We start from the raw sequence: 12,124 nt of genomic DNA, 5'->3' as shown, positions 1-12,124 counted from the left end.
ACGTTCTCCTCTAAAATAAATTTAATACGATTTGCCAAATTTTCGGTAAAAATAAAAGAGTCCCAACGATTAAAGCAAAGCATGCTGTCAATAATACTGCCCCAGCAGCCATGTCTTTTATTTTCTTTCCGATAGGATGAAAATGAAAATCAGTTACCATGTCCACCACATTTTCAAAAATGGTATTAATGATTTCTACTAACCAAACTAAAAAAATCACCAACAACAACCATAACCACTCCATCAAATTCAACTTAACGATAAAACCAAGAATAATTGCGACAACCCCCATCAAAACGTGCGTACGCATATTCCGTTCTTCAGCAAAAACGGTCTTGATTCCTTGAAGAGCAAATTCTAGTGAAGAAATAAAATGTTTGTTTTTTCCTGTTTGTTTATTATCTTTTAAGCCCATAAGCATCTAAAATCTCTTTCTGTAGATCGAACATCTCTTTCTCATCTTCTGGATTCATGTGATCATAACCATTCAGATGTAAAAAGCCGTGAACAGCCAAAAAGCCAAGTTCTCGTTCATAACTATGACCATACTCTTCCGCTTGTTCTTGCGCCCTTTCGATGGAAATCATGATATCACCTAGATTTCTAGGAAAATAAATCCCTTCATCTTCAAAAAGAATAGGTATTTCATGCTCTCCTTCTTCTTCTAAAGCAAAACTAATCACATCCGTCGGCACGTCTTTATTACGATACTCACGATTAATCATTTGGATTGCTTGGTTATCCATAAAGGTAACAGACATTTCTGTATCTTCCGCTATTTTCAAACGATCTCCAGAAAACTGTAAGAGTTCTTCTACTTCTTTAAGTGTTTCATCAGAAACTTGTTTTGTCTCATCAATAAAAGTAATGTCCATTAAGCTTCTCTCTTTTCTTGTTCTTCTTTCATTTCTTCCGCTTCAGATTTCATTTTTGGATACTTGATTCTAGAATGGAAAGTGCTACACAAGCCACTAACAAGTGATTTTTCAACTAAACGAATTTCTTGCATAGTTAATCCACATTCATCAAGTTGACCATCAGCAATTCGATCTTGAATCACATTATGAACAAAAGCTTTAATTTTATCATTAGTTGGTTGATCCATCGCACGAACTGCCGCTTCACATGTATCTGCAATACTTACAACCCCTGCTTCTCTTGTTTGCGGGCGCGGACCTGGATAGCGATAGTCGGATTCTGCCACTTCACTATTCCGTTCTTTAGCCTTCATATAGAAAAATTTCATCAAAGTCGTCCCATGATGTTGACGACAAATGTCAATCACCATCTGCGGCATATGATAGTCCTCTAAAATTTTTGCCCCATCCGTTACATGACCGAAAATAATTTGTTTGCTGTCTTCTGGCAATAAAAAATTATGCGGATTTTCAGCTCCAGCAGGTAAATTTTCCACAAAGAAATTCGCATGTTTGATTTTGCCAATATCATGATAATAACATGCCACACGAGTCAATAATGACCGTCCACCAATTTCCGCGACGGCATTTGCACTCAAACTAGCAACCATCATACTATGATGATAAGTCCCAGGCGCTTCTTCTAGTAGTTGTTTTAATAATTTATGATTAGGATTACTTAACTCATTTAATACAATAATACTGTCATCTGTCACTAACAATTCAATGTATGGATGAAGTCCCATCGTTCCCAAAAAAGAAAAGACAGCTCCTGCAAAAGAACAAATTAACATCGTCCAAGCTTTTCCATCGAACAAAGTCATCCCTTGATAAATCACTAAAATAAAATCGATACATACCGGAAAAATAATCACCCAAAAAACAGCCGTCTTTCCCTGTTCACTGATTCTAGTTCGTTTTACAACAGTTGCCAGCAATCCAGAAAACGTATAAACCATTAAAACAATCGTTAATGAGTTTGTTCCGATTAAACTGTAATACATAAATAATGAAAAAACGACTTGAAAAACGGCAGCCAGAATTCCAGCCCTTCGATTGACAAAATAACTCAGTACCAAAGGTGTAAAAGCCGCTGGATAAAATAAAGAAATATACATCAATTGTTCCGATTGAAAAATCTGGAAAAATTTCATCAATAAAATACTCAACGTCATCGCTGCCACGTAAGACAAGATAAAATAGCCTCGCTCAGTACTTCTAGAAACTTGTTTCGAAAAGAACAAAAGAACAGCGATTTGTAAACCAATCGCTAATGTCAGTGCAACAATTGGAAAAATCGACGTATTTTGATTCGTCATTCCCAATAGTTCCAGTTTCTCCATTGCTTTTGAATCAATTTGAGAACCTTCTCTAACGATGATTTCACCTTGATAAATCATAACAGGTTGAACAGCGTCCATTGCTGCTTGACGCAATTCTTCCGTTTTCTTATCATTTGCAAAATCATTAGCTACAATCCCTTCGTTAACAATATAACGAATCTGCTGTTGCATCGTACTGGTCACATCAAGAAATTGAATTTTCTCAATCGCATCTTTACGTACATTTTCTAAATCAGAATTTCGCACATGATCTTTCATTTTTTCATCAATGATTTTTAAACTTTCTATTTCCACTGTATTTAGTTGATCTGAAGTAAGTGAGAACATATTTTGATAAAAAACAGTAGGGAATTTTTGATAGAATGTCACTTCATCTTGATCTAAAGATTCAAACTCGGCCTTTAGAGCAGCAACGCGCTCTTCTATGGTCGGTTGCGGAATTGTTTCATCTTTTTTCGCTTTAGAAACTTTATCCTTATAATCTTTATCTACTTTTTCATTTGCAGCCTGAATTAAATCAAATAATTTTTCAATTCTTTTGTGTTGAATGTCTACAGTGTCTGATTGATAAGTATATTCTGGAGTCACCGCTTCAGCTGCTAGTTGTTTCTTTTGTTTTGTTTCATAGGTATTCTCGATATTTTTATTAGCTCGTATCGCTTTTTCTGCTAATTGACCTTCCTTAATTTCAATCTGCTTTTGGTTGACATTTGAAAACATCACCCCAAACAGGAAAATTGAAAAGAAAATCAATAAAACTGGGATGTAAGCTTTTCCTAAACGGTCACGAAGCTTAAAAAGAAATTGCTTCAAAAAAACATCCCCCTTTCCTAAAGTTGCATTATACGTTTATTCTTGTTCGTAGGCTCGTATAATATCTGCTACTACTGGGTGTCTAACTACATCTCCGGCATCAAATTTAATAAAAGATATTTTCTTGATTGGTGCCAACATTTTTTCAGCATGAACCAAACCGCTCATGACTCCTTTGGGCAAATCGATTTGGCTTGTATCACCATTGACAATCATTTTTGAATTAAAACCTAGTCGAGTTAAAAACATTTTCATTTGAGCTACAGTTGTATTTTGCGCTTCATCTAAAATCACAAACGCATCTTCTAGTGTTCGTCCTCGCATATAGGCCAAAGGAGCAATTTCAATTACACCACGTTCCATTAAGCGATTTGTATGCTCAAGGCCAAAAATTTGATACAAAGCATCATAGACTGGACGTAAATATGGATCTACTTTTTCTTTTAAATCACCTGGTAAAAAACCTAAACTTTCTCCTGCTTCTACAGCAGGTCTAGTCAAAATGATTTTTTGGACTTCACCTTTTTTCAAAGCGGATATCGCCATTACAACAGCTAAAAAGGTTTTTCCTGTTCCTGCAGGACCAATACCAAAAATAATATCATGAGATTTGATTGCTTCTACATATTTTTTTTGACCAACATTTTTAATGCGAATCGCACGACCATGATGATCTTTAAGAATTTCCTCTTCATACATTACTAAAAATGAATCCAACTCGTCTTTTTGAGCTGATTTTAAGGCAGAAACAACATCTGGTGTTGCAATTTTAATCCCACGATTAATCAAAATTTGGAGAACCTCCAAAATTGACGCAATCATCTTGATTTCCTTTTCTTCACCAATAAGTTGGATTGTTTCGCCTCTGCTATTAATTGTTACGTTTGTATTATCTTCCAAAAATTTTATATGCTTATCATGTGTACCCAAAAGCATACTAATGTCGGCTGAACTATCTAGTTTAAGTTCCAACATTGTTGACTGGTTTTCTGTCAAAAAAAGTCCATCTCCTTTATGTTTACATTCCTTATAATAATACCACAATTTATGAATAGAAAGAAACCCTTCCCCTCAAGAGTTATCTCAATCTGTTAGAGCAAAAAAAATCTGTTCTCAATAATCCGAAACAAAAAAAGTAACAGATGAATAATCATCTGTTACTTCTTTTAGACATTCTTTTGTAACGTTTGCTTAACAATCGCGTTAACTAGGTTACCGTCTGCTTTTCCTTTAACTTTCGGCATCACAGCACCCATAACTTTACCAAATTCACTTGGAGACGTAGCTCCAGTTTCCACAACCGCTTCTTGCACAATTGCTTGAATTTCTTCTTCAGAAAGCTGTTTTGGCATGTATTTTTCAACAATCGTTATTTCATTTTTCGCTTTGTCGGCAAGATCATCACGTCCCGCTTTTTCAAACTCTGACAAAGAGTCTCTACGTTGTTTCATCTCGCGAGATAAAACTGTTAACTCTTCTTCTCCGTTCAAATCACGGCCACTTTTAATCTGCTCATTTTGAATGGCTGCTTTCAACATACGTAAAACGGATAAAGTCTCTTTATCTTTAGTCTTCATCGCAGTTTTGATATCGTCATTCAATAGATTCAATAATGACATAGTCATAAGCTCCAATTCATCGAAAAACTAGAATTTTTTACGTTTTCTAGCTGCTTCAGATTTTTTCTTACGCTTTACACTTGGTTTTTCGTAGAATTCACGTTTACGTGATTCTTGTAAAGTACCCGCTTTTGAAACGGAACGTTTGAAGCGACGAAGAGCATCATCAAGAGATTCGTTTTTACGAACGACAGTTTTTGACATGTTAATTCCCTCCCTCCGAGCTTAAAAAGTAACCGTTTTTCTTATTTATGAAAAAATATTTCATAAACAAAATACTGTTCTTATTTCATTATAGCTAATCGTTATTTTAACGTCAACCTTTGTTGTGAAAATATCTGAAAAAAATTTTCAAATTAGAAAAAAATTCTGTTTTTTTGCTGAAACATAGGCAAGAGTATTATCAATTGCTCTTTTTCTTAAAATACAGATTTAAGAAAACACGAAAGATACTACTATTCAGTTGATTGGCTACATTCCTCACAGCGTCCATATATCTCAAAACGATGACCTTCTATTTCGCAATCGGTTAATTGTTCCTTAAAAAAGTTCATCGGGCACATATGAATTTCCTTCGTTTTACCACAAATTGTACAAATAAAGTGATGATGGTGTCCGATTTCTTTGCAACAATGGAAACGAAATTTTTTTTCTCCATTCAATTCTGTCATCTCAACAAGATGAAATGATTCAAAATCATTTAAATTGCGATAAATTGTATCATAGCTGACACCTTTATATAATTGATTCATATATTCATAAACTTCTCTCGCCGAAACATAGCGATTTCGTTTAATTAAATACGTAATCATAGACTCTCTTTTTTTCGTATATTTAAGTCCATTATCTTTCATGATATCTAAAGATTGTTCTACTTGGGTTTTTTTTTGCATAAAATCCACTCCTTTTTCTAAATCAGAAGCATTACGAATAAGATTCATAAAGGTATGGTATACTAATAAGTGAAAAAAAGCAAGAAAGGAAGAGAATCTATGACTCAAAATGAACAGTCTAACGCAGTAACGATTTTTGTAATTTCTGATTCAGCAGGGGAAACGGCTTCGAAATTAGCAGCAGCCTCCATGGCACAATATCCAACTGTTGAATTTTCTTTGTACCGCAGAACTTTTGTTAAGGAGGAAGAACGTTTAATCAAAGCATTAGAAGATGCTAAAGAAGCAAATGCAATGGTTTTACATACAATTGTTAGTGATCACTTAGTAAAAATTGCCAATAAATTTTTCACTGAACATCATCTTTATCATTTCGATATTTTGACACCGCCAGTTCTTGAAATCGAACGGTTAACCGGTGTTTCACCTTCAAGAGAACCAGGTGCTTTGCATCATTTGAATGAAAATTATTTCAAACGAATCGAAGCTATGGAATTTGCTGTTAAATACGATGACGGAAAAGATCCTCGTGGTTTCCTAGAAGCAGATGTTTTATTATTAGGTGTTTCAAGAACTTCAAAAACACCATTAAGTTTGTTCTTAGCAAATAAAAATTTGAAAGTGGCTAACTTACCATTAATTCCTGAAGCACATTTACCAAAACAATTATTTGAAACGAATCCTGAAAAAATAGTTGGCTTAACTAATGATCCTAATATTTTAAACGGAATTCGAAAAGAGCGCATGAGAACTTATGGATTACCAGCTGATACTTCTTATTCTGATATCGAGAAAATCCGTAAAGAATTGGCTTTTGCCAATGACTTATACGAAAAATTAGGTTGTGTTGTTATCAATGTAGCTTCGTTGTCTATTGAAGAAACAGCTTCTATGATTTTGAATGCATTGAATTTAGAAGATCATAGTTATTATTCTACTGAAACGGTAGAAAATTGATTTTTTCTTTTCAGTATCCTCTTTATTTTGTTATTTACTTTGATAAAATTTTACTTTTTTAAACAATCAAAAAAATTCAGCTTTGATAATCAAGTTAAAATTTCCAACTTGCTCAAAGCTGAATTTTTTAGTTAATGAATCACATTGGTTTAAAAATATTGTACGCCTTCTTGATCGACAGATAGGACACTAATTTCTGCTGAACTGTCTAACTTCTCTAGTTCTTTTACCATTTGATTCGTCTTTCCTTCTGGTGATAAAACCAACACTGTCGGTCCAGCGCCACTTAAAAACGCCCCATATACCCCGACTTGATGGCTTAACTGACGAATTCTATCAAGATGAGGAACTAATTTTTTTCGATACATTTCATGCCAGCGATCCTGTTCCATCATTTGACCTGCTAAAGGAAGATTCCCATTCAAAATTGCCGCAATCATTACATTAGCAATTGCACTGGCTTGAACGGCTTCTTTGTACGGTAACTCTATCGGTAAAACACTTCTACTTTCTGAGGTAAGCAAGTGAGTGGTCGGACTATAAGCAATTACGTCGCATTGAGGAAAATGGTGTTTCACATAATGAACTTTCCCATCAACATAACTGGCAACGACAAAGTCACCACAAATCGCTGGTGCCACATTATCAGGATGCCCTTCAATTTCAGTAGCAATTTGTAATTTATCTTGTTGAGATAAATTTAATTGCCCTAAACGATTAGCCAATTCAATTCCTGCGACAATCACACTTGAACTACTTCCCAAACCTCTAGCTAAAGGTATATCTGAAGTCATTTTTAATACTTTTGGCGTTAAATTGGGCGCCAGTTTTAATGCCGTTTGAAGTAATAAATTCGTTTCATCGGAAGCAATATCTACACCTAAATCATGCTCGATAATCCATGTATCAGAATTTTTCAAGACATTGATATTTAAGTACTGAGACAAAGCAATTCCACAAGAATCAAAGCCCGGACCAAGATTTGCGCTGGTTGCGGGTACTCTTATTTTCATAGTTTTGCCACTCCGTTACGTAAATGCAAGCGCATATCTTCTAAATCACTCATTTTAGAAATTTTAACATCGGTTGCATTGATGGCCGTGTCTGGATCTTTCAAGCCATTTCCAGTAAATACAGCAACAACAGTTTCGCCTGATTTGATTTTTCCGCTTTTGACATGTTGAATTACTCCGGCTAAAGAAGCTGCTGATCCAGGTTCAATAAACACACCATCTTGAGCCGCTACTTTACGATAAGCGTTCAAAATCTCTTCGTCAGTAACCGCATCGATATATCCTTTAGATTCATCACGCGCTGCTTCAGCTAACTTCCAGCTTGCAGGATTACCGATTCTAATTGCCGTTGCAATCGTTTCAGGTTCTTCAATAACTTCTCCTTTAACAATTGCCGCTGCACCTTCGGCTTCAAATCCATGCATTCTTGGAAGTAACGTTCCTTTCTTATCGTGCCATTCTTTAAATCCTTTCCAATATGCCGAAATATTTCCAGCATTCCCAACAGGAATAGCTAATACATCAGGTGCTTGACCTAACTGTTCACAAACTTCAAATGCCGCTGTTTTTTGCCCTTCTAGACGGTAAGGATTCACTGAATTAACTAAAGCAACCGCTTCTGTTTTCGCAATATCGCGCACCGCTTTTAGTGCTTCATCAAAGTTACCAGGAATTGAAATAATATCAGCACCATAAACAATCGCTTGTGCTAATTTCCCCATTGCAATTTTACCATCTGGAATCACAACATACGCTTTAATGCCTGCTCTTGTAGCATAAGCCGCAGCTGCGGCACTCGTATTTCCTGTTGAAGCACATACGATTGCTTTCGCCCCTTCTTCAACCGCTTTTGCTACAGCCATTACCATCCCACGGTCTTTAAACGAACCAGTTGGATTTAACCCTTCATATTTTCCATATAATTGAATACCTAATTCTTTTGATAGGTTATTCAATGGAATCAGCGGTGTATTCCCTTCTGCTAAACCTAGCATTGGTGTTTTATCTGTGATTGGTAAATATTCTTTGTATTGTGTTAATAATCCTTCGTACATCTATTAATCCCCCAGTACTTTAAATGTATTTAATAAATCAAACTCAGCAACCGCTTGAATTTCTTGGCATACTGTTTGCATTTGTTCTTTGCTGATTGTGTGAGTAATTGCTACTATTCGAGCTCTAATACCATCAGATTTTTGCTGAACTAACTGATCAAAGCTAACATTTGCTTGAGTCATAATCTGTGTCAAAGCTAAAATTTGTCCTTGTTTATCTGGCACTTCAATCGAGAAATAATATTTGCCAGTAATATCTTGATTATCTGCAATCTTCGTCTCATGCTTGTAAGCATTGAACATATGTCCAGTGGTTCCTAAACGAATGTTTTTTGCAATCGTGATAATATCACTAACTACACTAGTTGCTGTTGGTTTAGCCCCAGCTCCTGGACCATAATACATTGATTCACCAACACCAGAACTTTCGATAAAGACTGCATTAAATTCATTACGAACTGCAGCAATCGGATGAGATTTTGCAACGAGCATTGGACCAACTTCTACCGAAATACTTTCTTTTTGCTTTTCAGAAGAACCAATCAGCTTGATTTCATAACCTAAGTGATTCGCCATTTCTACATCATCTAAAGAAAGACCGCGAATTCCACGAGTATCGACCTGATCTAATGTAATGTTCATTCCAAAGGCGAATTGACTTAAAATTACCATTTTATATGCAGCATCAATTCCATCGACATCATTTGTCGGATCCGATTCAGCAAATCCTAATTCCTGAGCTTCTTTAAGCGCTTGGTCATACGATTTTTTTTCAGAAACCATTTGTGTCAACATGTAGTTCGTTGTTCCATTAACGATTCCTAAAACCTTTTGAATATCATCTGCTGCTAAACTATTAGAAATTGTGCGTAAAATCGGGATACCACCCGCAACACTTGCTTCGTAATATAAATCACAATGATGCTTTTGAGCGAGTGCAACTAGTTCGCTACCGTGTTGTGCTAACAAGTCTTTATTCGCAGTAACAACATGCTTTCCATTTTCTAAAGCTCTTGTGATGAAGGTTTTTGCTGGTTCCACTTTTCCAATCAATTCCACGACAATTTGAATTTCGTCATCGTTAATAATCTCATTGATATCCGTCGTAAGTGTAATGCCTAAATCTTTAGACTGACGTTGCATTTCTGCCTCATCGCGTACCAAAGCTTTGGAAATCACAATATCCATACCTGTGACTTGAGAAATCTTTTCTCTGTGTTCTTGTAAAATGGTAGGTACACCAGATCCGACTGTTCCCAAACCTAATAACCCAATGTTCAACTTTTCCTTCATTTTTTGAGCCTCCAACTTTAATAATTAGAAATATTTCATCATTTTCTAATAAAGATGTTTCTAGTATACCGAAACGCCATAAAAAAAACTAGCCTTTTCTTATAATTTTCACAGAAAAAAGAAAAGGAGTTTCATTGATGTTTTATATGTTCAAATGTTTGATTCAATAAATCAATCACATGATGATCATCTAAACTATAAAAAATAGTTTTTCCTTCACGACGAGATTTGACTACATGGTTTTCTCGTAATAATTTCAATTGATGAGAAACAGCTGATTGTTCCATGTCAAGTTGTTCACTGATTGAACTAACATTTAATTCATTTGTTTTCAACAAAATCAAAATACGCAATCGGGTCGGATCACTCAATACTTTATAAAGTTGACTAACTTTTAGTATTTCATCTATTTCTTTCATCAAAAATCTCCTCTCTTACTCTTGCTTATTATATCAAAGAATTACAAAAAATTGCCAAATTTTTCATTCCAATGTTCAATGAGTGGTTTCTACAACTTGTTTTTATAAGAAAGTGAGCGAGTCACTTTCTTAGTTGGGATTGCCAGTTGTATAACTAGCTGATTGTTTACGATAAAAAATACACGTCTCTATTTAGTTTGTACTCCTCTTGTCTTTCCGCTTACGTCAACTAAAATTTTTCATAAAAAAATAAGCTTAAAATCACAAAAACACTTCGCTCTCTTTTTGTGATTTTCAACTTATTTTCTTAGGAACTAGAGCGTTTCATTTTCTAATGTGAATGGGTCTAAAAAAATTACTAGTGTTTTATCTCCTAAAAGTGAATAGACAAATAAAACAAGCAAAATCTCGGCACAGAAAATTTCTTCTTATTACGATAAATTAAACAGCACCAAGCGATTCGATGACTTATTGTATCCAACCAACTTTAAAGAATTTACTACTTTTGCTCTAAATTCAATTCATTAATTTAAAGCTTTTGCGCCAATATCTTTACGATAAAACAAGTTAGGCATATCAAGTTTATCCAAAACATTATAGACTTTCGCTTGAGCTTCACTAAGCGTTTCGCCAGATGCTTCAACCAGAAAAACACGACCACCATTTGAAACTAATTTTCCAGCCACTTCTTTAACCCCTGCATAATAAACTGAAAACTCTTCCGAAGTGGTAATTTCAGGCAACGGAATCTCTTTTTCATACGTCCCTGGATATCCTTCAGCAGCAACTACAACCCCTAAACTAAAGCTATTTTTGCGCCAATGAATTTGTGGCCTTTTTCCTTTTAATAGATCATCAATCACTATTGCAAAATCACTTTCTAAATGAGGTAGCACAACTTGTGCTTCTGGATCACCAAAACGAGCATTAAATTCAATTACTTTTGCCCCTTCATCTGTTGCAATTAATCCCGCATATAAAATACCAGTAAAAGAACATCCTTCTTCCACCAAAGCCCTTGCTGTCGGTTTAACAATCGTGTCGATGACTTCTGCAATCATATCGTCAGGAATTTGAGGAACTGGACTATACGCTCCCATTCCGCCAGTATTTGGGCCTAAATCATTTTCATAAGCTCTTTTATGGTCTTGAGCGATAATCATCGGATAGACTTCTGCTCCGCGCACAAATGACAATAGTGAGAATTCTTGCCCAGCAAGAAAATCTTCAATCACAACTTTTGCACCACTATCACCAAATTTATTTTCTGCTAACATATCTTGTAAGGTAACCGTCGCTTGTTCTTGTGTTTCTGCCACAATAACACCTTTACCAGCCGCTAAACCATCTGCTTTGATAACAATTGGTACGCCTTGTTTCTCAATGTATACTTGCGCTTCTTTTAAATCCGTAAAAGTTTGATGATTAGCAGTCGGAATTTGGTACTTTTTCATGATTTCTTTAGCAAAATCTTTTGATCCCTCAATCCGAGCAGCCGCCAAATCAGGACCAAAAACTAGCAGTCCTGCCGCAGAAAAATCATCGACAATGCCATTCATTAAAGCTACTTCTGGACCGATAATTGTCCAGTCGATTTGGTTTTCTTTGGCAAATTTAATTAACGCATCATGGTCATCTTCTCCAATGTCCACTATTTGAATGCCATCTTGTTTCATACCTGGATTTCCTTTTGCACAAAAAACTTCAGAAACATTTTGACTTTGAATCAATTTTTTGCCAAGCGCATGTTCTCTTCCACCACTACCGATAACTAATAGTTTTAATTGCATGTTCTTCTCCTT

At 35.4% G+C, this 12,124-nt stretch carries 13 protein-coding genes; 1 reads left to right on the top strand and 12 read right to left on the bottom strand.

Annotated features, from left to right (window positions below; translation table 11 throughout):
* Positions 1-10 precede the first annotated feature (10 nt).
* The 7 genes from ACYSNW_RS04265 to ACYSNW_RS04235 all read right to left on the bottom strand — a co-directional run bounded on the left by ACYSNW_RS04265 (position 11) and on the right by ACYSNW_RS04235 (position 5,585).
* Positions 11-415: a diacylglycerol kinase family protein gene (locus tag ACYSNW_RS04265; RefSeq protein ID WP_461743440.1), complete on the bottom strand. Its 405-nt coding sequence runs from the start codon at positions 413-415 to the stop codon at positions 11-13.
* Positions 399-875, bottom strand: coding sequence for an rRNA maturation RNase YbeY (ybeY, locus tag ACYSNW_RS04260; protein ID WP_461743212.1), 477 nt, complete (start codon positions 873-875; stop codon positions 399-401). The genes ACYSNW_RS04265 and ybeY overlap by 17 nt, the downstream gene beginning before the upstream one ends.
* A complete protein-coding gene (locus ACYSNW_RS04255) occupies positions 875-3,073 on the bottom strand; it encodes an HD family phosphohydrolase (RefSeq protein ID WP_461743210.1) in 2,199 nt (732 codons plus the stop codon). The genes ybeY and ACYSNW_RS04255 overlap by 1 nt, the downstream gene beginning before the upstream one ends.
* Positions 3,074-3,109: 36 nt before the next feature.
* Complete coding sequence (locus tag ACYSNW_RS04250; protein ID WP_461743209.1) at positions 3,110-4,069, bottom strand: PhoH family protein; 960 nt, start codon at positions 4,067-4,069, stop codon at positions 3,110-3,112.
* A gap of 170 nt (positions 4,070-4,239) precedes the next feature.
* Entirely contained in the window at positions 4,240-4,692 is a 453-nt protein-coding gene (locus ACYSNW_RS04245; RefSeq protein WP_461743208.1) for a GatB/YqeY domain-containing protein, read from the bottom strand.
* A gap of 27 nt (positions 4,693-4,719) precedes the next feature.
* Positions 4,720-4,896, bottom strand: coding sequence for a 30S ribosomal protein S21 (gene rpsU / locus ACYSNW_RS04240; RefSeq protein ID WP_002356740.1), 177 nt, complete (start codon positions 4,894-4,896; stop codon positions 4,720-4,722).
* A 251-nt stretch (positions 4,897-5,147) separates the two neighbouring features.
* Entirely contained in the window at positions 5,148-5,585 is a 438-nt protein-coding gene (locus ACYSNW_RS04235) for a Fur family transcriptional regulator (protein ID WP_461743207.1), read from the bottom strand.
* Positions 5,586-5,684: 99 nt separating this feature from the next.
* Between ACYSNW_RS04235 and ACYSNW_RS04230 the strand changes: the two genes are divergently transcribed.
* Complete coding sequence (locus ACYSNW_RS04230; RefSeq protein ID WP_461743206.1) at positions 5,685-6,542, top strand: pyruvate, water dikinase regulatory protein; 858 nt, start codon at positions 5,685-5,687, stop codon at positions 6,540-6,542.
* A 149-nt stretch (positions 6,543-6,691) separates the two neighbouring features.
* Here the strand turns inward: ACYSNW_RS04230 and thrB are convergent, their stop codons facing one another.
* The 5 genes from thrB to purD all read right to left on the bottom strand — a co-directional run bounded on the left by thrB (position 6,692) and on the right by purD (position 12,112).
* Positions 6,692-7,555: a homoserine kinase gene (gene thrB, locus ACYSNW_RS04225; RefSeq protein ID WP_461743205.1), complete on the bottom strand. Its 864-nt coding sequence runs from the start codon at positions 7,553-7,555 to the stop codon at positions 6,692-6,694.
* Positions 7,552-8,610, bottom strand: coding sequence for a threonine synthase (gene thrC, locus ACYSNW_RS04220; protein WP_461743204.1), 1,059 nt, complete (start codon positions 8,608-8,610; stop codon positions 7,552-7,554). Before thrC ends, thrB begins: the two co-directional genes overlap by 4 nt.
* 3 nt (positions 8,611-8,613) lie before the next feature.
* Positions 8,614-9,903: a homoserine dehydrogenase gene (locus tag ACYSNW_RS04215; RefSeq protein ID WP_461743203.1), complete on the bottom strand. Its 1,290-nt coding sequence runs from the start codon at positions 9,901-9,903 to the stop codon at positions 8,614-8,616.
* A 131-nt stretch (positions 9,904-10,034) separates the two neighbouring features.
* Positions 10,035-10,322 carry an ArsR/SmtB family transcription factor gene (locus ACYSNW_RS04210; RefSeq protein ID WP_461743202.1) on the bottom strand — a complete coding sequence of 96 codons (288 nt, stop codon included), beginning with the start codon at positions 10,320-10,322 and terminating at the stop codon, positions 10,035-10,037.
* A gap of 524 nt (positions 10,323-10,846) precedes the next feature.
* Positions 10,847-12,112 carry a phosphoribosylamine--glycine ligase gene (gene purD, locus ACYSNW_RS04205; protein WP_461743201.1) on the bottom strand — a complete coding sequence of 422 codons (1,266 nt, stop codon included), beginning with the start codon at positions 12,110-12,112 and terminating at the stop codon, positions 10,847-10,849.
* Between the last annotated feature and the right edge of the window lie 12 nt (positions 12,113-12,124).

It is taken from the genome of Enterococcus sp. LJL99, from assembly GCF_054871725.1.
Note: the sequence above shows the minus strand (reverse complement) of the source record. Positions and strands in the feature narration are given on the sequence as shown.

Excerpts from the sequence above, each read along its gene's own strand:
- ACYSNW_RS04265 (WP_461743440.1), bottom strand. The coding sequence starts at position 415 with ATGGGCTTAAAAGATAATAAACAAACAGGAAAAAACAAACATTTTATT.
- ybeY (WP_461743212.1), bottom strand. The coding sequence starts at position 875 with ATGGACATTACTTTTATTGATGAGACAAAACAAGTTTCTGATGAAACA.
- ACYSNW_RS04245 (WP_461743208.1), bottom strand. The coding sequence starts at position 4,692 with ATGTCATTATTGAATCTATTGAATGACGATATCAAAACTGCGATGAAG.
- rpsU (WP_002356740.1), bottom strand. The coding sequence starts at position 4,896 with ATGTCAAAAACTGTCGTTCGTAAAAACGAATCTCTTGATGATGCTCTT.
- ACYSNW_RS04235 (WP_461743207.1), bottom strand. The coding sequence starts at position 5,585 with ATGCAAAAAAAAACCCAAGTAGAACAATCTTTAGATATCATGAAAGAT.
- ACYSNW_RS04230 (WP_461743206.1), top strand. The coding sequence starts at position 5,685 with ATGACTCAAAATGAACAGTCTAACGCAGTAACGATTTTTGTAATTTCT.
- thrB (WP_461743205.1), bottom strand. The coding sequence starts at position 7,555 with ATGAAAATAAGAGTACCCGCAACCAGCGCAAATCTTGGTCCGGGCTTT.
- thrC (WP_461743204.1), bottom strand. The coding sequence starts at position 8,610 with ATGTACGAAGGATTATTAACACAATACAAAGAATATTTACCAATCACA.
- ACYSNW_RS04215 (WP_461743203.1), bottom strand. The coding sequence starts at position 9,903 with ATGAAGGAAAAGTTGAACATTGGGTTATTAGGTTTGGGAACAGTCGGA.
- ACYSNW_RS04210 (WP_461743202.1), bottom strand. The coding sequence starts at position 10,322 with ATGAAAGAAATAGATGAAATACTAAAAGTTAGTCAACTTTATAAAGTA.
- purD (WP_461743201.1), bottom strand. The coding sequence starts at position 12,112 with ATGCAATTAAAACTATTAGTTATCGGTAGTGGTGGAAGAGAACATGCG.